Here is a 21020-nt window from a genome sequence, read left to right as displayed (position 1 = left end):
CGCCCTCAAGGCTAAAGAGAAGGCCGGATCAGGTCGAGACTGTGGCACTGGCCGGCCAAATAGTCATCGATACAGCGGATGATCAGCTCGCTGCGCCAGTCGTCGCGTACCGCCATCAGCTCGTCACGGGTCAGCCAGCGGGCGCGCACGATGCCTTCGTCGAGCTGATAGTCCGGGTGGTGTTGCAGGGCTTTGGCAATGAAGCAGACCCGTTGGTAAGTCACGCCATTGCTGGGGGCGGTGTATAGGTAGATACCGACGATGCCGGTGGCTTCGACGTCCCAGCCGGTTTCTTCAAGGGTTTCGCGCACGGCGGCTTCGGTCAGGGTTTCGTGCGGGTCGAGGTGCCCGGCGGGCTGGTTGAGCACGGCGCGGCCGCCCTTGAGCTCTTCGACCATCAGAAAGCGACCGTTGTCTTCGACGATGGTGGCGACGGTGATGTGGGGTTGCCAGGTCATGGAAAGCCTCGATTCAAAGGATGGCGCTGTTTTTGGACAGGATTGCTATCAATGCGGGAGCTGGCTGCGATAGCAGTCTGTCAGTAAGCGAATTAGTGGCTGACACACCGCTATCGCAGGCAAGCCAGCTCCCACATTCTGATTCGGTTTCTGCAGTGGGCATGTGGTGCATAAGCAAAATGCATGCTGCGCCGCACATTATATGATTTTACCGCTTGCAAGCCGGGGCGCAGTTTACCTCTCCAGAACAGTCGTTATTGGAGAGTGTCATGAAGCCGATTGCCGACAAATGCTACGAAGTACGCCTTACATCGCCATTGCCTATTGCCTTCATCCTGTTGTGGAGCTCCGGTTATATCGGCGGTGCGTTCGGTGTGCGTTATGGCGAGCCCTTTACCATGACGTTCTATCGGTTTGCCTTGGCTGCCCTGGTGTTCCTGGGAGTGGCGCTCGCCATCAAGGCCGAGTGGCCTAGGCGGCTCACACCTTACCTTCACGCGGCAGCGGTGGGTTTGCTCTTGCAGGCCCTGCAATTTGGCGGCCTCTACACAGGGATAAGCCAGGGTGTGCCGGCTGGACAAGCTGCGCTGATTGTCGGGTTGATGCCAGTGTTCGTGGTGATCGGTGCCTACTTCTGTTTAGGCGAGCAATTGAGCTGGCGCGACCTGCCAGGCTCGATCCTGGGCGTGGGCGGCGTGGCCATTGTGGTCGGCAGCAGTTTTTTTGGTTCAGAAGCGTCAATCGGCGGTTATGGCGCGGTGGGGCTGGCGCTGATAGGCATCACCCTTGGCACGCTGTATCAGAAACGTTTCCTCGGCGGCGTCAACCTGTGGGTGGGCTGTTTCATTCAGATGCTCACCGCATCGTTGGTCATGTTGCTGCTGGCCTATACCACCGAGACCATGCAGGTGACGCAATGGGTGCCCTTCGCCGCTTCGGTGGCGTGGATCACTGTAATGAACTCAGTCGGTGCGCTGACCCTGCTGTACCTAATGATTCGGCGAGGGGAGGCGAGTAAGGCGACCAATCTGTTCCATGTCATTCCGGCGGTGACGCAGATCATGGCCTCCGTGACCCTGGGTGAGGCTCCAGGTGCGCTGGCAATTGCAGGTTTTGTAGTGTCGGGGGTTGGCGTTTACCTGATGAATCATGCGCGTACCTCTTAGGGGGCCTGGCGTTCTTGACAGATAGGGGCGCAGCCTTGCACTAATGCTCGGGCGTATTTACTCACTCGCTTCGGTGTGCCATGAGAGTCAATCTTGATATTCAGTCTTTGCGCAGCTTCCTCAAGGTTGCGCAACTGGGCAGTTTTACCCGGGCCGCCGAGGCGCTAGCCCTGACGCAGCCTGCGATCAGCCAACAGGTCCGGCGGTTGGAGGAGTTGTTGGGTGTCGGGCTTTTTGTTCGCGATAACCGTCAGGTACTGCTGACCCTGGAGGGGGAGCGGCTGATTGGTTATGCCCAGCAGATCCTGGAGGTCAACGACAAGGTCGGCGGGCTGTTTGATGTCAGTCGCACCCAGGAATCTGTGATGCTCGGCATCCCCGAGTACTTCTCCGAGGAGATCTTGCAGCGCGTGATTGCGGCGCTGGCCGTTGAATTGCCGTCGGTGCGGATCGGGGTCAAAGTGGCGCGCTCTCTGGTGCTCGCGCAAGCATTCAATGAGGGTGGGATTGATATTGGCCTGATGATTGATGAACTGCCAAAAGTTGCCGGGGAACCTTTGCATACGCTTTCGCTGAAATGGCTGGGTGGTGAGCATGGGGTTATGCCTGCGCAGGGCCAGGAGGTTTTGCTGGCCTTGTTCAAGGCACCTTGCCTATTCCGCAGTCTGGCGATCCGGCGCCTGGAGGAGAGCGGTATCAGATGGCGTTGTGTGTATGAGTCCGAGGACTTGGTGTCGTTGCGTTCTGCGGTCCAGGCAGGGGTTGGCGTAACGCTGTTGCCCTGGTTTGCCCAGGGGCAGGGCCTAAAAAAACTCGAGCCGATCGGTTTTTTGCCGGAACTGCCCAGGTTTGGCGTCGAACTCAGGCAGAGGGTGGGTTGGCAGCCGTGGTACCGATCGCAGTTGCTGACGATTATCGAGAACGCATGGCGTGCGGAGTACGGTGTGCCATTAAAAGGCTGAAAAACACAAACCCCGGCGCATGGCCGGGGTTTGTGGTGTTGCCTCTACAGCCTTACTTCAATGCAGCAATCGCGGCATTGAGGGTAGCGCTCGGACGCATAGCCTTGCTGGTCAGCTCTGGGTTCGGCGCGTAGTAGCCGCCGATGTCCACTGGCTTGCCCTGTACGGCGTTGAGTTCGGCAACGATGGTTGCTTCGTTCTCGGCCAGGGTTTTTGCCAGTTGAGCGAACTGCGCCTGCAGCGCGGTATCTTCAGTCTGGGCGGCCAGGGCTTGTGCCCAGTACAGCGCCAGGTAGAAGTGGCTGCCGCGGTTGTCGATGTTGCCGACTTTGCGCGATGGCGACTTGTTGTTGTCGAGGAACTGACCGGTGGCCTGGTCCAGGGTCTTGGACAGTACCAGGGCTTTCGGGTTGTTGTAGTTCACACCCAAATGCTCAAGGGAGGCGGCCAGGGCCAGGAACTCGCCCAGGGAGTCCCAACGCAGGAAGTTTTCTTCCAGCAGTTGCTGCACGTGCTTTGGCGCCGAGCCGCCGGCGCCGGTTTCGAACAGGCCGCCGCCGTTCATCAGCGGTACGATCGACAGCATCTTGGCGCTGGTGCCCAGTTCCATGATCGGGAACAGGTCAGTCAGGTAGTCGCGCAGTACGTTGCCGGTCACCGAGATGGTGTCCAGGCCCTTGCGGGTGCGTTCCAGGGTGAACTTCATCGCGTCGACTGGCGACATGATGCGGATGTCCAGGCCTTCAGTGTTGTGGTCTTTCAGGTAAGCCTGAACTTTCTCGACCACGACGCCGTCGTGGGCGCGCAGCGGGTCCAGCCAGAAAATGGCCGGGGTGTTGCTGGCGCGGGCGCGGTTGACGGCCAGTTTGACCCAATCCTGGATCGGTGCGTCTTTGGTCTGGCACATGCGGAAGATATCGCCGGCTTCGACCGACTGTTCCATCAGCAGGTTGCCCTTGCTGTCGGTGACGCGAACTACGCCGTCAGCCTTGATCTGGAAAGTCTTGTCGTGGGAGCCGTACTCTTCGGCTTTCTTCGCCATCAGGCCAACGTTTGGCACGCTGCCCATGGTGGTTGGGTCGAAGGCACCATTGGCCTTGCAGTCTTCAATGACCGCCTGGTAGATGGTGGCGTAGCAGCGATCCGGAATCACGGCCTTGGTGTCGTGCAATTGACCGTCGGTGCCCCACATCTTGCCGGAGTCACGGATCATGGCTGGCATCGAGGCGTCGACGATCACGTCGCTCGGCACGTGCAGGTTGGTGATGCCTTTGTCGGAGTTGACCATCGCAAGCGATGGGCGAGCGGCGTAAACCGCCTGGATGTCAGCTTCGATCTGCGCTTGCTGGTCGCCAGGCAGGGCCTTGATGCGAGCGTACAGGTCGCCGATGCCGTTGTTCAGGTTGAAGCCGATCTGTTCGAGCACGGTGGCGTGCTTGGCCAGGGCATCTTTATAGAACTCGGCAACGATCTGGCCGAACATGATCGGGTCGGAGACCTTCATCATGGTGGCTTTGAGGTGGACCGACAGCAGCACGCCTTGTTTCTTGGCGTCTTCGATTTCGGCGGCAATGAACGCACGCAGGGCGTTCTTGCTCAGCACGGCGCTGTCGAGGATCTCGCCGGCCAGTGCGGAGGTTTTTTCTTTCAGGACGGTGGTGCTGCCATCCTTGCCGACCAGCTCGATTTTGACAGCATCGGCGGCTTCGATCTGCACGGCTTTTTCGCTGCCGTAGAAGTCACCGTTGCTCATGTGAGCCACGTGGGACTTGGAGTCAGCGGCCCAGGCGCCCATTTTGTGTGGGTGCTTGCGGGCGTAGTTCTTGACCGACAGTGGGGCGCGGCGGTCAGAGTTGCCTTCGCGCAGGACCGGGTTCACGGCGCTGCCCTTGACCTTGTCGTAACGTGCACGGGTTTCTTTTTCCGCGTCGGTGGTTACGGTTTCCGGATAGTCCGGCAGGGCGTAGCCCTGGGCCTGCAGTTCCTTGATCGCGGCTTGCAGCTGCGGGGTCGAGGCGCTGATGTTCGGCAGCTTGATGATATTGGCTTCGGGGGTTACGGCCAGGGCGCCCAGTTCGGCGAGGTGGTCCGCAACAGCCTTGGTGCCCAGTTGCTCGGGGAAGCTTGCGAGGATGCGCCCTGCGAGGGAGATATCGCGGGTTTCCACTTCAATATCAGCGGAAGCGGTGAAGGCCTCTACGATAGGCAGCAGTGAATAGGTGGCGAGGGCTGGAGCTTCGTCGGTGAAGGTATAGATGATCTTCGAGCGGGTGGGCATATTCGGATTAACTCTCTTCTTTGCTAAAAGCGTGCGCGGAAACTCGAGATGCGCCGGGTAAAGCGCGTTCGTTCAAAGTCATCCATGAGCCGAATGTCGATGTTTCTTCGCGGTGATGTTGGGTTGCATCAGTCGAGCGTCAAGCGGGTGGGCTGCTGTGGCAACCCGGCTTTTTCGGGCGCAGGTGCTCGATATAGAGCGGTCGGCCGTCGTGACTCTTTGGTCAGCGGCGGCATTATACATAGGTCGCTATGCTTACGCCGAGCCTTCATACAAAAGGTGGGTCGTCCATTGGTCTAAAGGTCGCAGGTACCGGATTGCGCCTAAAGTCGCACGTAATGCTCAAGTTTGGCGTTTTTCCCTTTTGTTTCAAGGTTGTAGGCGACCGAATCTACGGTTTTCGCAGCAAATGTACCGGGCGCAAGGTTCCAGTCCACATTCAACTGGAGTAGGCTCGGGCACAGCCAGATGTTCAATCCACAAACGGAGTTCAGCATGGGATACAAGAAGATTCAGGTTCCGGCAGTCGGCGACAAAATCACCGTCAACGCAGACCATTCTCTCAATGTTCCTGACAACCCGATCATTCCCTTCATCGAAGGTGACGGTATTGGCGTCGACATCAGCCCGGTGATGATCAAGGTGGTCGATGCAGCTGTTAACAAGGCTTACGGCGGCAAGCGCAAAATCTCCTGGATGGAGGTGTATGCCGGCGAGAAGGCCACTCAAGTTTACGACCAGGACACCTGGCTGCCCCAGGAAACCCTGGACGCGGTCAAGGACTACGTGGTTTCCATCAAGGGCCCGCTGACCACGCCGGTCGGTGGTGGCATCCGTTCGCTGAACGTGGCCCTGCGCCAGCAACTGGACCTGTATGTCTGCCTGCGCCCGGTGCGTTGGTTCGAAGGTGTGCCAAGCCCGGTCAAGAAGCCTGGCGATGTGGACATGACCATCTTCCGTGAGAACTCCGAGGATATTTACGCCGGCATCGAATGGAAGGCCGGCTCGCCGGAAGCCATCAAGGTCATCAAGTTCCTCAAGGAAGAAATGGGCGTCACCAAGATCCGTTTTGACCAGGATTGCGGGATTGGCGTCAAGCCGGTTTCCAAGGAGGGCACCAAGCGCCTGGCGCGCAAGGCCCTGCAATATGTAGTGGATAACGACCGTGAGTCGCTGACCATCGTGCATAAAGGCAACATCATGAAGTTCACCGAGGGTGCCTTCAAGGAATGGGCCTATGAAGTGGCCGCCGAAGAATTCGGCGCGACCCTGCTCGACGGTGGGCCGTGGATGCAATTGAAGAACCCGCGCACCGGCCGCAATGTGGTGGTCAAGGATGCGATTGCCGACGCCATGCTCCAGCAGATCCTGCTGCGTCCGGCCGAATATGATGTGATCGCCACCCTGAACCTCAACGGTGACTATCTCTCTGACGCCCTGGCGGCAGAAGTGGGCGGTATCGGTATTGCGCCGGGCGCCAACCTGTCTGATACCGTGGCGATGTTCGAAGCCACTCACGGTACTGCACCCAAATACGCCGGCAAAGACCAGGTCAACCCGGGTTCATTGATTCTGTCGGCGGAAATGATGTTGCGCCATATGGGCTGGACCGAGGCTGCCGACTTGATCATCAAGGGCACGAATGGGGCAATCTCGGCCAAGACCGTGACGTATGACTTCGAGCGCTTGATGGATGGCGCCAAGCTGGTGTCGTCGTCGGGTTTTGGCGATGCGTTGATTTCGCATATGTAATAAGTCGAAGGCGATAAAAAAACGGCCATCCTGACTGATCAGGATGGCCGTTTTTTATGCAGGGTATCTACTCAGTGGCTGATTAGGCCGTTTGTTTCTTTTTCGACTGAGCGGATCTATCTGCGTTGTCGTGGTCTTCGTGGGGGGTGCCAGTTGCAGCTGCGCAGATTTCGACAGCGTGCAGGCCTTTAGGTCCCTGGATAATCTTAAAGGACACCAATTGACCGGCTTTCAACGTTTTGTAACCCTCCATGGTAATCGCCGAGTAATGCGCAAAGAGGTCTTCATCCTTACCGTCTTCATTAATGAAGCCGTACCCCTTGGCATTGTTGAACCATTTGACCTTGCCACTGATCTTGCTGCCAGACATACCCATATCCCTCTGCACCAGACTCCATCACTGGAGTATCATCCAGTTTATCCGTCCTAACCCGAATAAATAAGGTTGACTGCGCGGACCTTTTTTACCCACTGTGGGTTCTATTGGTTGTAACACCGTTTTGCCGATAGTCAAGGTGACCAGTCGGTCGGAGTTGAATTTCTGACAGGTCGCCCCCATCACTGTAAATGCACAACAGACGAACCTTTCTTTCCATGCATGCATTCAGCCAGATTCGACTAACATTCAATCAGGATCGCCCGGATCATCTAGAAGACGATGACGGTTCTGCAGGCATCGCTGTTCAGGAGGCCAAGCCTGCTTTACAGGCGCCGCCGATGTACAAGGTGGTTTTGTTCAATGATGACTACACGCCGATGGATTTCGTCGTCGAAGTACTCGAGGTGTTTTTTAATCTGAACCGCGAGTTGGCGACCAAGGTAATGCTGGCCGTTCACACAGAAGGACGGGCAGTATGTGGAGTGTTTACCCGCGACATCGCCGAGACCAAGGCCATGCAGGTCAACCAGTACGCCAGGGAAAGCCAGCATCCGCTACTCTGTGAAATCGAGAAGGACGGTTAACTCCGACCACTTGGGTATGAGGTGAAGCTATGTTAAACCGCGAGCTCGAAGTCACCCTCAATCTTGCCTTCAAGGAGGCCCGTTCGAAGCGTCATGAATTCATGACCGTCGAACACCTGCTGCTGGCACTTTTGGATAACGAAGCTGCCGCCACCGTTCTGCGTGCGTGCGGCGCCAACCTCGACAAACTCAAGCATGACCTGCAAGAGTTTATTGACTCCACCACGCCACTGATCCCCGTGCATGACGAGGACCGTGAGACCCAGCCAACCCTGGGCTTCCAGCGGGTGTTGCAGCGTGCTGTCTTCCACGTGCAGAGCTCCGGCAAGCGTGAAGTGACGGGCGCCAATGTATTGGTTGCCATCTTCAGCGAGCAGGAAAGCCAGGCGGTGTTCCTGCTCAAGCAGCAGAGCGTTGCCCGTATTGATGTCGTCAACTACATCGCCCATGGCATCTCGAAAGTGCCAGGGCATGGCGATCACTCCGAGGGTGAGCAGGATATGCAGGACGACGAGGGCGGCGAGTCTTCTTCTTCAAGCAACCCGCTGGATGCCTATGCCAGCAATCTCAACGAGTTGGCGCGCCAGGGGCGGATCGATCCGCTGGTTGGGCGCGAGATGGAAGTCGAGCGTGTTGCGCAGATCCTGGCTCGTCGTCGCAAGAACAACCCGCTGCTGGTGGGCGAGGCGGGCGTGGGCAAGACCGCGATTGCCGAAGGCCTGGCCAAGCGTATTGTGGACAATCAGGTGCCTGACCTGCTGGCCAACAGTGTTGTCTACTCCCTTGACCTGGGGGCGTTGCTCGCCGGGACCAAGTACCGTGGCGACTTTGAAAAGCGTTTCAAGGCGTTGCTTGGCGAGCTGAAAAAGCGTCCGCAGGCGATCCTGTTTATCGATGAAATCCACACCATCATTGGCGCCGGTGCGGCGTCCGGTGGGGTGATGGACGCTTCCAACCTGCTCAAGCCGCTGCTGTCTTCGGGTGATATCCGCTGCATCGGCTCGACCACGTTCCAGGAGTTTCGCGGGATCTTCGAAAAAGATCGTGCCCTGGCGCGTCGCTTCCAGAAAGTCGACGTGTCCGAGCCTTCGGTCGAGGACACCATTGGTATCCTGCGTGGGCTCAAAGGCCGTTTCGAAGCGCACCACGGCATCGAATACAGTGATGAGGCACTGCGTGCGGCCGCTGAGCTGGCATCGCGCTACATCAATGACCGGCACATGCCGGACAAGGCCATCGATGTGATCGACGAAGCGGGGGCCTACCAGCGCCTGCAGCCGGTAGAGAAGCGTGTGAAGCGCATCGAAGTGGCCCAGGTCGAGGATATCGTGGCGAAAATCGCGCGTATTCCGCCAAAACACGTCACCAGTTCCGACAAGGAGCTGCTGCGTAACCTGGAGCGCGACCTCAAGCTGACGGTGTTTGGCCAGGATGCGGCGATTGATTCGCTGTCGACGGCGATCAAGCTGTCCCGTGCCGGTCTCAAGTCGCCGGACAAACCGGTGGGTTCGTTCCTGTTCGCCGGGCCTACCGGCGTCGGCAAGACCGAAGCAGCACGCCAGTTGGCCAAGGCCATGGGCATTGAGCTGGTGCGGTTCGACATGTCCGAATACATGGAGCGGCACACCGTGTCGCGCCTGATCGGTGCGCCTCCGGGCTATGTCGGCTTCGACCAGGGCGGCCTGTTGACGGAGGCGATCACCAAGCAGCCTCACTGCGTACTGTTGCTCGATGAAATCGAAAAGGCCCACCCGGAAGTCTTCAACCTGCTGCTGCAGGTCATGGACCACGGGACCCTGACCGACAACAACGGGCGCAAGGCGGACTTTCGCAACGTGATCGTGATCATGACCACCAACGCCGGTGCCGAGACGGCCGCGCGGGCTTCCATTGGCTTTACTCATCAGGATCACTCTTCCGACGCCATGGAAGTGATCAAGAAGAGCTTCACGCCGGAATTCCGTAACCGCCTGGACACCATTATCCAGTTTGGTCGCCTCAGTCATGAGGTTATCAAGAGCGTGGTGGACAAGTTCCTTACCGAGCTTCAGGCGCAGTTGGAAGACAAGCGCGTGCAGTTGGAAGTGACGGAAGCGGCACGCAGCTGGATCGCCGAGGGTGGCTACGACGCGGCAATGGGTGCCCGCCCAATGGCGCGTCTGATCCAGGACAAGATCAAGCGGCCACTGGCCGAAGAGATCCTGTTTGGCGAGCTCTCCGACCATGGTGGCGTGGTGCATATCGACCTGAAGGATGGCGAGCTGACCTTCGAGTTCGAGACCACGGCCGAAATGGCCTGACCGCTGTAAACCTGTAGGAGCGAGCTTGCTCGCGAAGATCGCCAACGATAACGCATGCTTCCTGATTCGGTGCGTTGTCCTGGGGTTCTTCGCGAGCAAGCTCGCTCCTACAGTTGTTTTGCGACCTCTATAAATCCCACACACACAAAAACGCCCGGCATAACCGGGCGTCTTGTATTGACTTGTTTAGCGAGCGCGGTAAGTGATGCGCCCTTTGCTCAAGTCATAGGGCGTCAGCTCGACGCGCACTTTGTCACCGGTAAGAATACGAATGTAGTTCTTGCGCATCTTGCCGGAGATATGCGCGGTTACGACGTGCCCATTTTCCAACTCCACACGAAACATGGTGTTGGGCAGGGTGTCGACGACAGTGCCTTCCATTTCGAAGCTGTCTTCTTTCGACATGCAGTAAAGCCCTCGGTATCCAGTGAATGGCCCGGTGCAACTGCGCCAGGCAAAAGCGGCGTGCATTGTGCCCGAAAAAGGGTGTTTAAGCCAAGGGGTTCTAGTTAAGCGTGACCCATCTTTGATTAATTAGCAGCTCAATGGGCCGATATTGGGTCTTGTAGTTCATCTTTTTGCAGTTTTTGATCCAGTATCCGAGGTACACCGCTTCCAGATTTTGCCTGGATGCTTCACTGATCTGCCACAGGATGGCGAAGCGCCCCAGGCTACGGCGCTCTTCAGCGGGCTCGTAAAAGGTGTAGACCGCCGACAAGCCATTGGGCAGCAGGTCGGTGACCGCGACCGCGAGCAGCCTTCCTTCAAGCCGGAATTCGTAGAAACGCGAGAACGGCAGGTCGCGCACCAGAAACGTGGAAAACTGGTCGCGACTGGGTGGGAACATGTCGCCGTCTGCGTGGCGCTGTTCGATGTAGCGCTGGTAAAGATCGAAATATTCCTCGCTGAAACCGGGCTTGGCTGCGGTCACGATCAGGTCGGCATTACGTTTGAGGATGCGTTTTTGATTACGGTCCGCCAAAAATTGCGCCACAGGTATGCGCGCCGGCACACACGCGTTGCAGTTCTGGCAGTGCGGCCGATACAGGTGGTCGCCACTGCGCCGAAAGCCCATCTCTGACAGATCCGCATACACGTGCACGTCCATCGGCTGGCTGGGGTCGAGGAACAGCGTCGTCGCCTGTTCCTCGGGCAGGTAGCTGCAAGAGTGGGGTTGAGTGGCATAAAACTTCAAGCGCGCCAACTCGGTCATGATCAACCCTCGGATAAGCTTTGAAATAAGTGTAAGCCAGGTGTGCGCATGTCGCCTAAGAAACCCACGGCCCACTGCTGGCTTGATCAAGATGGTCGCGCAGGTAACCGGCAAAGTCGCTGCGGGGGATGGCGCGGGCGCCGAGGCTGTGCAGGTGATCGGTTGGCATCTGGCAGTCGATCAGGACAAACCCCCAGGCCTGCAATTGCCTGACGAGCGTGGCAAAGCCGAATTTCGAGGCGTTGTCTGCGCGGCTGAACATTGATTCGCCAAAGAACAACTGGCCCATGGCCAGGCCGTACAGGCCGCCAACCAGCGTGCCCTGGTCCCACACCTCGACAGAATGGGCATAGCCCCGTTGGTGCAGTTGCAGGTAGGCGTTCTGCATGGCGTCGGTGATCCAGGTGCCGTCTGCATAGCTGCGAGGTGCAGCACAGGCCTGTATGACGGCGGCGAAGTCCTGGTCGAAGGTCACCTCGTAGCGTTGCTGACGCAGCAGCTTGGCGAGGCTGCGGGATACGTGCAGTTCTGCGGGGAACAATACCGTGCGCGGGTCGGGCGACCACCACAGGATGGGCTGGCCTTCCGAGAACCAGGGGAAGCAGCCATGGCGATAGGCCTGGACCAGGCGGTCGGCGGACAGGTCGCCACCGGCGGCGAGTAGGCCGTTGGGTTCACGCATGGCTTTTGCCAGCGGTGGGAAAGTCAGGGTATTGCGTTGCAACCAGGTGAGCATGGGTAGTCAGGCTTACGGAAGGGGAGGGCGGTGACAGGCCAAGGCCCGCCGCGTAGGCAGTGATTATTGTCGACCCGGCGCCACTCGGCCAGCGCGATCGCGCAATCAGTGCCCAGATGCATGAGCGAGTGTTTCTGCAACTCTATAGCGGTGATGCGGTCGTAATCGCGTCATGTCGCCATCCGTTGGGCGGGAATGCTGGGTAAAGCTTGTCCAGTCTGATAAAAACAGCTCATAAGCCTTTGTCAGTAAAGACAATGCATGCTCAAATTGAAACGTATGGGCAATGCGCTTGTGTATGCTTCAGGAGCGAGGCCGGCAGCGTGGCAACGGGCACACAAACCCGTACAATGGCGGCACTATGTCCTTGTGGGCCGGCGTTAACGCCTGTTCATGACGCAGTCACGGAGTGTTATAGGACGCTTGACGACGCTCGTTCACTTTTCACCTGCCCGGGTTGGGCAGTATTTTTATAGTCATTCAACTGTTGGACGCGCTTAAGGCGCAGGAAAAGACCCGTTTTGAAGAAATCCGCCGCAGCACCCAAAACAGCAGTGGTACCGGCCTGGCGCCAGCACCTGCACTATCGGCTCAAGGAAGGCGCGCTGATTGCCATCGGTGCTTTATGCCTGTTCCTGATGATGGCCTTGCTGACCTATGGCAAGGACGATCCGGGCTGGAGCCATAACAGCAAGATCGATGATGTGCAGAACTTCGGCGGGCCTGTGGGCTCCTACAGCGCCGATATCCTGTTCATGATCCTCGGTTATTTCGCCTATATCTTCCCGCTGTTGCTGGCGATCAAGACCTGGCAGATCTTCCGCCAGCGCCACGAGCCGTGGCAGTGGAGCGGCTGGCTGTTTTCCTGGCGCCTGATCGGCCTGGTATTTTTGGTGTTGTCGGGCGCGGCGCTGGCACATATCCATTTCCATGCACCGACCGGCCTGCCGGCGGGTGCCGGCGGCGCCCTGGGCGAAAGCCTGGGCGACCTGGCCCGCAAGACCCTGAATATCCAGGGCAGCACGCTGATGTTCATTGCCCTGTTCCTGTTTGGCTTGACGGTGTTTACCGACTTGTCCTGGTTCAAGGTCATGGATGTGACCGGCAAGATCACCCTCGATCTGTTCGAGCTGTTCCAAGGCGCTGCCAACCGCTGGTGGGCGGCCCGCGTGGACCGCAAACGCATGGTTGCGCAACTGCGTGAAGTCGATACCCGGGTCAACGAAGTGGTGGCTCCGAGTACGCCTGACCGCCGTGAGCAGGCCAAGGTCAAGGAACGCCTGATCGAGCGTGAGCAGGCGCTGACCAAGCACATGTCTGATCGCGAGAAACAAGTGCCGCCGGTCATCGCTCCCGCACCGGTCAAGGCGCCCGAGCCAAGTCATCGTGTGCAGAAGGAAAAGCAGGCGCCGCTGTTTATCGACAGCGCAGTCGAAGGCACCTTGCCGCCGATCTCGATCCTTGATCCGGCGGAAAAGAAACAACTCAACTATTCCCCGGAATCCCTGGCGGCCGTTGGCCATCTGCTGGAAATCAAGCTCAAGGAGTTTGGTGTCGAAGTGTCGGTGGATTCGATCCACCCAGGCCCGGTGATTACCCGTTACGAGATCCAGCCGGCCGCTGGGGTCAAGGTCAGCCGTATCGCCAACCTGGCCAAAGACCTTGCGCGCTCCCTGGCCGTGACCAGCGTGCGCGTGGTGGAAGTGATCCCCGGCAAGACCACCGTGGGCATTGAGATTCCCAACGAAGACCGCCAGATCGTGCGTTTCTCCGAAGTGCTGTCGACCCCGGAATACGACAACTTCAAGTCGCCGGTCACCCTGGCCCTGGGTCACGACATTGGGGGCAAGCCGGTGATCACAGACCTTGCGAAAATGCCTCACCTGCTGGTGGCCGGTACCACCGGTTCCGGTAAGTCGGTGGGGGTCAACGCGATGATCCTGTCGATCCTGTTCAAGTCCGGCCCGGAAGACGCCAAGCTGATCATGATCGACCCGAAGATGCTTGAGCTGTCGATCTACGAAGGCATTCCGCACCTGCTGTGCCCGGTGGTGACCGACATGAAGGACGCCGCCAACGCCTTGCGCTGGAGCGTTGCCGAGATGGAGCGACGCTACAAGCTGATGGCGAAGATGGGGGTGCGTAACCTGTCCGGCTTCAACGCCAAGGTCAAGGAAGCCCAGGACGCCGGTACGCCGCTGACCGACCCGCTGTACAAGCGTGAAAGCATTCACGATGAAGCGCCGTTGCTGACCAAGCTGCCGACCATCGTCGTCGTGGTCGACGAATTTGCCGACATGATGATGATCGTCGGCAAGAAGGTCGAAGAACTGATCGCCCGTATCGCGCAGAAGGCCCGTGCCGCCGGGATCCACTTGATCCTTGCGACCCAGCGGCCATCGGTGGATGTGATCACCGGTCTGATCAAGGCCAACATCCCGACGCGTATGGCGTTCCAGGTGTCGAGCAAGATCGACTCGCGGACCATCATCGACCAGGGCGGCGCCGAGCAACTGCTGGGCCATGGTGACATGCTCTACATGCCGCCCGGCACCAGCCTGCCGATCCGCGTTCACGGCGCCTTCGTTTCCGATGACGAGGTGCACCGCGTGGTCGAGGCCTGGAAACTGCGCGGTGCGCCGGAATACAACGACGATATCCTGGCGGGTGTCGAGGAGGCCGGCAGCGGCTTCGACGGTGGCAGCGGTGGCGGCGACGATGATGCCGAGACCGACGCGCTGTATGACGAAGCGGTAGCGTTCGTGCTGGAAAGCCGTCGCGCCTCGATCTCTGCGGTGCAACGTAAACTGAAGATCGGCTACAACCGCGCCGCGCGTATGATCGAATCCATGGAAATGGCCGGCGTCGTCACGGCAATGAACACCAACGGCTCGCGCGAAGTGATCGCGCCAGGGCCGATGCGCGACTGACCTCGTGCCGCGTGGCAGCACGCGGCGCGCCTTTCACATCATTCTATGAGGACTCCCATGCGTCTTATCCGCATGCTGTTGTTGCCGGCATTGGCCTTGACCGCGTTTTCGGCCCACGCTGACCAGGCCTCCGTCGCGAGCCTGACCAACCTGCTGGACAAATCCAAGACCCTGACCGCGCGCTTCTCCCAGTTGACCCTGGACGGCGGCGGCACGCAGTTGCAGGAAACGGCCGGTGAAATGGCCGTCCAGCGCCCAGGCCTGTTCTTCTGGAAAACCGATGCACCCAACGAGCAGACCATCGTTTCTGATGGCAAGAAAGTCACGCTGTGGGACCCGGACCTGGAGCAGGCGACCATCAAGACCCTCGACCCGCGCCTGAGCCAGACCCCGGCCTTGCTGCTGTCCGGTGATGTGTCGCAGATCAGCGAGAGTTTCGAGATCACCTCCAAGCAACAGAGCAATGTGATCGACTTCACCCTCAAGCCCAAGTCCAAGGACACGCTGTTCGACAGCCTGCGCCTGTCGTTCCGCAACGGCGTGATCAACGATATGCAGTTGGTCGACAGTGTCGGCCAGCGCACCAATATCCTGTTCACCGGGGTCAAGGCCAATGAGCCGGTCCCAGCCTCCACGTTCAAGTTCGACATCCCCAAGGGTGCCGATGTGATCCAGGAGTAAATCGCTGCCCATGGACCTGTTTCGAAGTGACCCGATTGCCCAGCCTTTGGCCGCGCGTTTGCGCTCGACCAACCTGGATGAGTATGTCGGGCAAGAGCACCTGCTGGCCCGCGGCAAGCCCCTGCGCGAGGCCCTGGAGCAGGGTGCCCTGCACTCGATGATTTTCTGGGGCCCGCCGGGCGTGGGCAAGACCACCCTGGCGCGGCTGTTGGCGAAAGTCTCGGATGCACACTTTGAAACGGTCTCGGCAGTGTTGGCCGGGGTCAAGGAGATCCGCCAGGCAGTGGAGGTCGCCAAGCAGCAGGCCGGGCAGTACGGTCGGCGCACCATCCTGTTTGTCGACGAAGTGCATCGCTTCAACAAATCCCAGCAGGATGCATTCCTGCCTTACGTGGAAGACGGCACGCTGATTTTCATCGGCGCCACCACGGAAAACCCCTCGTTTGAACTGAACAACGCCTTGCTCTCGCGGGCGCGAGTGTATGTGCTCAAGAGCCTCGATGAAGCCGCAATGCAGAAGCTGTTGCAGCGGGCGCTGGGCGAGGACAAGGGGCTGGGCAAACGCCATCTGAGCCTGGGGGAGGAGGGTTTCAAGATTCTGCTGGCGGCGGCTGACGGTGACGGTCGACGTTTCCTCAACCTGCTGGAGAACGCCTCTGACCTGGCCGAAGACAACAGTGAGATTGGCGTCGACCTGCTGCAAAGCCTGCTGGGTGATACCCGGCGGCGCTTCGACAAGGGCGGCGAAGCCTTTTACGACCAGATTTCCGCGTTGCACAAATCTGTACGCGGCTCCAACCCGGACGGCGCGTTGTATTGGTTTGCACGCATGATCGACGGCGGTTGCGATCCACTGTACCTGGCCCGGCGCGTGGTGCGCATGGCCAGCGAGGACATCGGCAACGCCGATCCCCGCGCCTTGAGCCTGTGCCTGGCGGCATGGGAGGTCCAGGAGCGCCTAGGCAGCCCGGAAGGCGAGTTGGCGGTAGCGCAGGCCATCACTTACCTTGCCTGTGCGCCGAAAAGCAATGCGGTGTACATGGGCTTCAAATCGGCATTGCGTGCAGCGGCCGAGCACGGCTCGCTTGAGGTCCCGCTGCATCTGCGCAACGCGCCCACCAAGCTGATGAAGCAATTGGGTTATGGCGACGAATATCGCTACGCCCACGATGAGCCGGATGCCTATGCCGCCGGGGAAGACTACTTTCCCGACGATCTGGACCCTCAGCCGTTCTATCAGCCGGTACCTCGTGGTCTGGAGCTGAAGATCGGGGAAAAGCTCAACCACTTGGCGCAACTTGACCGCCTGAGCCCGAAACAGCGGAGAAAATCATGATTCCCTTGGTCGTCGCAGTCTCCGTTGGCGGTGTAGCCGGGACCTTGTTGCGCTTTGCCACGGGCAATTGGATCAACGCCAATTGGCCGAAACACTTCTATAGCGCGACGCTGGCCGTTAATATCGTGGGCTGCCTGCTGATCGGCGTGTTATACGGCCTGTTTCTGTTACGCCCGGAGGTGCCTGTTGAAGTGCGCGCCGGGTTGATGGTGGGCTTCCTTGGCGGCCTGACTACCTTTTCATCCTTTTCACTGGATACCGTGCGCCTGCTGGAAAGCGGGCAAGTGCCGCTGGCATTAAGCTATGTGGCCATCAGTGTATTCGGCGGGCTGCTTGCCACCTGGGCTGGCCTGTCCTTGACCAAACTTTGATAAACGAGAGACCGACATGCTCGATTCCAAACTGTTACGTAGCAACCTTCAGGACGTAGCGGACCGCCTGGCATCCCGCGGCTTTGCCTTGGATGTTGCGCGCATCGAAGCGCTGGAAGAACAGCGCAAGACCGTCCAGACCCGCACCGAAGCACTGCAGGCTGAACGCAATGCACGTTCCAAATCCATCGGTCAGGCCAAGCAGCGTGGTGAAGACATCGCGCCGCTGATGGCGGACGTCGAGCGCATGGGCAGCGAGCTGTCCGACGGCAAAGTCGAGCTGGACAAGATTCAGTCCGAGTTGGATTCGATCCTTCTGGGCATTCCCAACCTGCCGCACGAGTCGGTGCCGGTTGGCGAAGACGAAGACGGTAACGTCGAAGTGCGCCGCTGGGGTACGCCAAAAGCCTTTGATTTCGAGATCAAGGACCACGTCGCCCTGGGCGAATTGACCGGTGGCCTGGATTTTGAAACTGCCGCCAAAATGTCCGGCGCGCGCTTTGCCTTGCTGCGCGGCCCGATCGCGCGCATGCACCGTGCCCTGGCGCAGTTCATGATCAACCTGCACACCGGCGAACACGGTTACGAAGAGGCTTACACCCCGTACCTGGTGCAGGCGCCGGCACTGATGGGCACCAGCCAGCTGCCGAAATTCGAGGAAGACCTGTTCAAGATCAGCCGCGATGGCGAAGCCGATCTGTACCTGATCCCGACCGCCGAAGTGTCGCTGACCAACATCGTGGCCGGCGAGATCCTCGACGCCAAGCAACTGCCGATCAAGTTCGTCGCCCACAGCCCGTGCTTCCGTAGTGAAGCCGGCGCCTCGGGCCGTGACACTCGCGGCATGATCCGCCAGCACCAGTTCGACAAGGTCGAGATGGTGCAAGTGGTCGAGCCGTCGACCTCCATGGAAGCCCTGGAAGGCCTGACCGCCAACGCCGAGCGCGTCCTGCAACTGCTGGAGCTGCCGTATCGGGTATTGGCGCTGTGCACTGGCGATATGGGGTTCAGCGCGGTGAAGACCTACGACCTGGAAGTATGGGTGCCGAGCCAGGACAAATACCGCGAGATTTCTTCGTGCTCCAACTGCGGTGATTTCCAGGCCCGGCGCATGCAGGCGCGTTTCCGTAACCCGGAAACCGGCAAGCCAGAATTGGTCCATACCCTCAACGGTTCGGGTCTGGCCGTAGGCCGCACCCTGGTCGCGGTGCTGGAAAACTACCAACAGGCTGACGGTTCGATCCGCGTGCCTGAAGTGCTCAAGCCGTACATGGCGGGCGTTGAGGTCATCGGCTAAATGGAATTTCTGCCGCTGTTTCATAACCTGCGCGGCAGTCGTGTGTTGGTCGTCGGTGGCGGGGAGATTGCCTTGCGCAAATCCCGGCTGCTGGCCGATGCCGGCGCGTTGTTGCGGGTGGTTGCTCCCCTGATCGAAGATCAGTTACGGGAATTGGTGCAGGGCAGTGGCGGTGAACTGATTGTGCGTGGTTATCAGGAGGCGGACCTTGATGGTTGCACCCTGATCATCGCGGCGACCGACGACGAGCCGCTGAACGCGCAAGTGTCCAGCGATGCCCGACGCCGGTGTGTGCCGGTCAATGTGGTGGATGCGCCGGCCTTGTGCAGCGTGATCTTCCCGGCGATTGTCGACCGCTCGCCCTTGGTGATTGCAGTGTCCAGTGGCGGCGACGCGCCGGTGCTGGCGCGCTTGATCCGTGCCAAGCTGGAAACCTGGATCCCGTCCACCTACGGCCAATTGGCCGGGCTGGCCGCGCGCTTTCGGGCGCAGGTCAAAGGTTTGTATCCCGATGTGCAACAGCGCCGGGCTTTCTGGGAAGAGGTTTTCCAAGGGCCGATTGCCGATCGGCAACTGGCTGGGCAAGGCGATGAAGCTGAGCGTTTGCTGGTAGAGAAGGTCAATGGCAAGCCGCCCCATGCGCCGGGTGAAGTGTATTTGGTCGGTGCGGGCCCCGGTGATCCGGACCTCCTGACCTTTCGCGCCCTGCGCTTGATGCAGCAAGCCGACGTAGTGTTATATGACCGCCTGGTGGCGCCAGCGATTCTTGAGTTGTGCCGTCGCGACGCCGAGCGGGTATATGTCGGCAAGCGCCGCGCCGATCATGCGGTGCCGCAGGACCAGATCAACCAGCAATTGGTGAAACTGGCCAAGCAGGGCAAGCGCGTGCTGCGCCTCAAAGGTGGCGACCCGTTTATTTTTGGGCGTGGCGGTGAAGAGATCGAGGAACTGGCGGCCAATGGCATCCCGTTCCAGGTGGTGCCGGGGATTACCGCGGCCAGCGGTTGTGCGGCTTACGCCGGTATTCCCTTGACCCATCGTGATTATGCGCAATCCGTGCGTTTCATCACCGGGCACTTGAAAGACGGGACTTCGGATTTGCCTTGGAATGACTTGGTCGGGCCGTCGCAGACCCTGGTGTTCTACATGGGCTTGATCGGCTTGCCGATCATCTGCGAGCAACTGATCCGCCATGGTCGTTCGGCAGACACCCCGGCAGCGCTGATCCAACAAGGCACCACGTCCAACCAGCGTGTGTTTACGGGCACCCTGGCTGACCTGCCACGCCTGGTGGCGGAGCATGAAGTGCATGCGCCGACACTGGTGATTGTAGGAGAAGTAGTGGTGTTGCGTGAGAAGCTGAAGTGGTTCGAAGGTGCTCAGTCCCAGGTGTGAACACCGGCACTCATATCAATTGTAGAAGCGAGCTTGCTCGCGAAAAATTCAACTGCGCCGCGTGCCTCCAGAATGCCCGCGTTATCGTTGACGATCTTCGCGGGCAAGCTCGGTCCTACAGTTTTTGCTTCAGCTCCAGACGCCCTTGCTGCTCATCTTCTGCCGGTCATGTTTGCTGTCAAACGCCTGCGACGGTCCCTTCGGCACAATCCCTGTCGGATTGATCGTGCGGTGGCTAGCGTAGTAATGCCCCTTGATATGGGCAAAATCCACTGTCTCGGCCACCCCCGGCCATTGATACAGCTCGCGCAACCAATTCGACAGGTTCGGATAATCCGCAATCCGCCGTAGGTTGCATTTGAAGTGGCTGTAATAAACCGCATCAAACCGGATCAGCGTCGTAAACAGGCGTACATCAGCCTCGGTCAGGTATTCACCTGTGAGGTAGCGGTGACCACCCAAGTGCTGCTCCAGGTGATCCAACTCGGCAAATACATCATCAAAGGCACTTTCGTACGCCTGCTGCGAAGTGGCAAAGCCTGCGCGATACACGCCATTGTTCACGGCGGGATAGATCCGCTCGTTCCACGCGTCGATGGTCGGGCGCAATGGCTCGGGGTAGAAGTCCAGGGTGTTGCCCGTCAGCTCGTTGAACGCGCTGTTGAACATGCGGATGATCTCTGCCGATTCATTGCTGACGATGTGATTGAGCTTCTTGTCCCACAGCACCGGCACCGTGACGCGCCCGGTGTAGTCGGCGGTATCGGCGGTGTAGCGCTGGTGCATGAAGGCAAAGTCGTCGAGCCTGTCGCCGGTAGAGCCATGGGCCTTGTCGAAGGTCCAGCCATTTTCCAGCATCAGCCAACTGACCACTGAAACGTCGATCAGGCTCTCCAGACCCTTGAGCTTGCGCAGGATCAGGGTGCGGTGCGCCCAGGGGCAGGCGAGGGAGACATAGAGGTGGTAGCGGCCGGCTTCGGCTTTGAAGCCGCTGTCGCCGCTTGGGCCAGCTTGGCCATCTGCGGTGACCCAGTGCCGGCGTTGCGCCTGTTCCCGTTGGAAGGCGCCATCTGCGCTACTTTCGTACCACTGGTCATGCCAGTGTCCTTCAATCAGCAAACCCATGACTGACTCCTTGGCTATTAAGCGTTGGAGTGCAGTCTAATCGTCTGGGTTCGAACA

Annotated in this window: 18 protein-coding genes; 11 read left to right on the top strand and 7 right to left on the bottom strand. The window is 59.2% G+C overall.

From position 1 onward, the window contains the following. Positions 1–11: 11 nt before the first annotated feature. Positions 12–458: an NUDIX hydrolase gene (locus C5F71_RS00855; protein WP_029293378.1), complete on the bottom strand. Its 447-nt coding sequence runs from the start codon at positions 456–458 to the stop codon at positions 12–14. 215 nt (positions 459–673) lie between these two features. On the opposite strand from C5F71_RS00855, the gene C5F71_RS00850 reads away from it, so the two are divergent. Together C5F71_RS00850 and C5F71_RS00845 are read left to right on the top strand one after the other, a co-directional pair. Beyond that, positions 674–1624, top strand: coding sequence for a DMT family transporter (locus C5F71_RS00850; protein ID WP_218274772.1), 951 nt, complete (start codon positions 674–676; stop codon positions 1622–1624). A gap of 107 nt (positions 1625–1731) precedes the next feature. Further along, positions 1732–2586 (top strand): LysR family transcriptional regulator, encoded by an 855-nt coding sequence (locus tag C5F71_RS00845; RefSeq protein WP_158682844.1) that lies wholly within the window; start codon positions 1732–1734, stop codon positions 2584–2586. A 52-nt stretch (positions 2587–2638) separates the two neighbouring features. Here C5F71_RS00845 and C5F71_RS00840 read toward each other — a convergent pair whose 3' ends face one another. Beyond that, the gene (locus tag C5F71_RS00840; protein WP_092239097.1) at positions 2639–4864 is read right to left on the bottom strand and encodes an NADP-dependent isocitrate dehydrogenase; all 2226 of its coding nucleotides are present in this window, start codon (positions 4862–4864) and stop codon (positions 2639–2641) included. A gap of 495 nt (positions 4865–5359) precedes the next feature. Between C5F71_RS00840 and icd the strand changes: the two genes are divergently transcribed. Further along, positions 5360–6616: an NADP-dependent isocitrate dehydrogenase gene (gene icd, locus C5F71_RS00835; protein ID WP_029293387.1), complete on the top strand. Its 1257-nt coding sequence runs from the start codon at positions 5360–5362 to the stop codon at positions 6614–6616. Between the two features lie 82 nt (positions 6617–6698). Here icd and cspD read toward each other — a convergent pair whose 3' ends face one another. After that, positions 6699–6986 (bottom strand): cold shock domain-containing protein CspD, encoded by a 288-nt coding sequence (cspD, locus tag C5F71_RS00830; RefSeq protein ID WP_032866679.1) that lies wholly within the window; start codon positions 6984–6986, stop codon positions 6699–6701. 224 nt (positions 6987–7210) lie between these two features. On the opposite strand from cspD, the gene clpS reads away from it, so the two are divergent. Beyond that, positions 7211–7579, top strand: coding sequence for an ATP-dependent Clp protease adapter ClpS (clpS, locus tag C5F71_RS00825; RefSeq protein WP_029293391.1), 369 nt, complete (start codon positions 7211–7213; stop codon positions 7577–7579). A gap of 29 nt (positions 7580–7608) precedes the next feature. Next, positions 7609–9879: an ATP-dependent Clp protease ATP-binding subunit ClpA gene (clpA, locus tag C5F71_RS00820; RefSeq protein WP_070995983.1), complete on the top strand. Its 2271-nt coding sequence runs from the start codon at positions 7609–7611 to the stop codon at positions 9877–9879. Between the two features lie 186 nt (positions 9880–10065). Here the strand turns inward: clpA and infA are convergent, their stop codons facing one another. The 3 genes from infA to aat all read right to left on the bottom strand — a co-directional run bounded on the left by infA (position 10066) and on the right by aat (position 11828). Further along, positions 10066–10284, bottom strand: coding sequence for a translation initiation factor IF-1 (gene infA / locus C5F71_RS00815; protein ID WP_002553999.1), 219 nt, complete (start codon positions 10282–10284; stop codon positions 10066–10068). Between the two features lie 100 nt (positions 10285–10384). After that, on the bottom strand, positions 10385–11092 hold the full coding sequence (locus C5F71_RS00810) for an arginyltransferase (RefSeq protein ID WP_029293558.1): 708 nt from the start codon (positions 11090–11092) through the stop codon (positions 10385–10387). A 55-nt stretch (positions 11093–11147) separates the two neighbouring features. Beyond that, the gene (gene aat, locus C5F71_RS00805) at positions 11148–11828 is read right to left on the bottom strand and encodes a leucyl/phenylalanyl-tRNA--protein transferase (RefSeq protein ID WP_029293560.1); all 681 of its coding nucleotides are present in this window, start codon (positions 11826–11828) and stop codon (positions 11148–11150) included. Between the two features lie 521 nt (positions 11829–12349). Between aat and C5F71_RS00800 the strand changes: the two genes are divergently transcribed. Genes C5F71_RS00800 through cysG form a run of 6 tightly spaced genes read left to right on the top strand, consistent with a single transcriptional unit; the run spans position 12350 to position 19838 of the window. Then, on the top strand, positions 12350–14758 hold the full coding sequence (locus tag C5F71_RS00800) for a DNA translocase FtsK (protein WP_029293562.1): 2409 nt from the start codon (positions 12350–12352) through the stop codon (positions 14756–14758). Positions 14759–14815: 57 nt separating this feature from the next. Continuing rightward, a complete protein-coding gene (gene lolA, locus C5F71_RS00795; RefSeq protein ID WP_029293564.1) occupies positions 14816–15439 on the top strand; it encodes an outer membrane lipoprotein chaperone LolA in 624 nt (207 codons plus the stop codon). A 10-nt stretch (positions 15440–15449) separates the two neighbouring features. After that, complete coding sequence (locus C5F71_RS00790) at positions 15450–16775, top strand: replication-associated recombination protein A (protein ID WP_029293566.1); 1326 nt, start codon at positions 15450–15452, stop codon at positions 16773–16775. Continuing rightward, positions 16772–17146, top strand: a complete 375-nt coding sequence (gene crcB, locus C5F71_RS00785) for a fluoride efflux transporter CrcB (protein ID WP_029293568.1) — start codon at positions 16772–16774, stop codon at positions 17144–17146. Before C5F71_RS00790 ends, crcB begins: the two co-directional genes overlap by 4 nt. 16 nt (positions 17147–17162) lie before the next feature. After that, positions 17163–18443, top strand: coding sequence for a serine--tRNA ligase (serS, locus tag C5F71_RS00780; RefSeq protein WP_029293570.1), 1281 nt, complete (start codon positions 17163–17165; stop codon positions 18441–18443). Then, positions 18444–19838: a siroheme synthase CysG gene (gene cysG / locus C5F71_RS00775; protein WP_029293572.1), complete on the top strand. Its 1395-nt coding sequence runs from the start codon at positions 18444–18446 to the stop codon at positions 19836–19838. A gap of 129 nt (positions 19839–19967) precedes the next feature. Here the strand turns inward: cysG and C5F71_RS00770 are convergent, their stop codons facing one another. After that, the gene (locus tag C5F71_RS00770) at positions 19968–20963 is read right to left on the bottom strand and encodes a glutathione S-transferase family protein (protein ID WP_104910384.1); all 996 of its coding nucleotides are present in this window, start codon (positions 20961–20963) and stop codon (positions 19968–19970) included. Positions 20964–21020 lie beyond the last annotated feature (57 nt).

It is taken from the genome of Pseudomonas sp. LG1D9 (assembly GCF_002949995.1).
Lineage (GTDB): Bacteria > Pseudomonadota > Gammaproteobacteria > Pseudomonadales > Pseudomonadaceae > Aquipseudomonas > Aquipseudomonas proteolytica.
The sequence above is the reverse complement of the archived record's forward strand: the minus strand, read 5'-3'. Positions and strand labels throughout refer to the sequence as shown.

Excerpts from the sequence above, each read along its gene's own strand:
- C5F71_RS00855 (WP_029293378.1), bottom strand. The coding sequence starts at position 458 with ATGACCTGGCAACCCCACATCACCGTCGCCACCATCGTCGAAGACAAC.
- C5F71_RS00840 (WP_092239097.1), bottom strand. The coding sequence starts at position 4,864 with ATGCCCACCCGCTCGAAGATCATCTATACCTTCACCGACGAAGCTCCA.
- icd (WP_029293387.1), top strand. The coding sequence starts at position 5,360 with ATGGGATACAAGAAGATTCAGGTTCCGGCAGTCGGCGACAAAATCACC.
- cspD (WP_032866679.1), bottom strand. The coding sequence starts at position 6,986 with ATGTCTGGCAGCAAGATCAGTGGCAAGGTCAAATGGTTCAACAATGCC.
- clpS (WP_029293391.1), top strand. The coding sequence starts at position 7,211 with ATGCATGCATTCAGCCAGATTCGACTAACATTCAATCAGGATCGCCCG.
- clpA (WP_070995983.1), top strand. The coding sequence starts at position 7,609 with ATGTTAAACCGCGAGCTCGAAGTCACCCTCAATCTTGCCTTCAAGGAG.
- infA (WP_002553999.1), bottom strand. The coding sequence starts at position 10,284 with ATGTCGAAAGAAGACAGCTTCGAAATGGAAGGCACTGTCGTCGACACC.
- C5F71_RS00810 (WP_029293558.1), bottom strand. The coding sequence starts at position 11,092 with ATGACCGAGTTGGCGCGCTTGAAGTTTTATGCCACTCAACCCCACTCT.
- aat (WP_029293560.1), bottom strand. The coding sequence starts at position 11,828 with ATGCTCACCTGGTTGCAACGCAATACCCTGACTTTCCCACCGCTGGCA.
- lolA (WP_029293564.1), top strand. The coding sequence starts at position 14,816 with ATGCGTCTTATCCGCATGCTGTTGTTGCCGGCATTGGCCTTGACCGCG.
- C5F71_RS00790 (WP_029293566.1), top strand. The coding sequence starts at position 15,450 with ATGGACCTGTTTCGAAGTGACCCGATTGCCCAGCCTTTGGCCGCGCGT.
- crcB (WP_029293568.1), top strand. The coding sequence starts at position 16,772 with ATGATTCCCTTGGTCGTCGCAGTCTCCGTTGGCGGTGTAGCCGGGACC.
- serS (WP_029293570.1), top strand. The coding sequence starts at position 17,163 with ATGCTCGATTCCAAACTGTTACGTAGCAACCTTCAGGACGTAGCGGAC.
- cysG (WP_029293572.1), top strand. The coding sequence starts at position 18,444 with ATGGAATTTCTGCCGCTGTTTCATAACCTGCGCGGCAGTCGTGTGTTG.
- C5F71_RS00770 (WP_104910384.1), bottom strand. The coding sequence starts at position 20,963 with ATGGGTTTGCTGATTGAAGGACACTGGCATGACCAGTGGTACGAAAGT.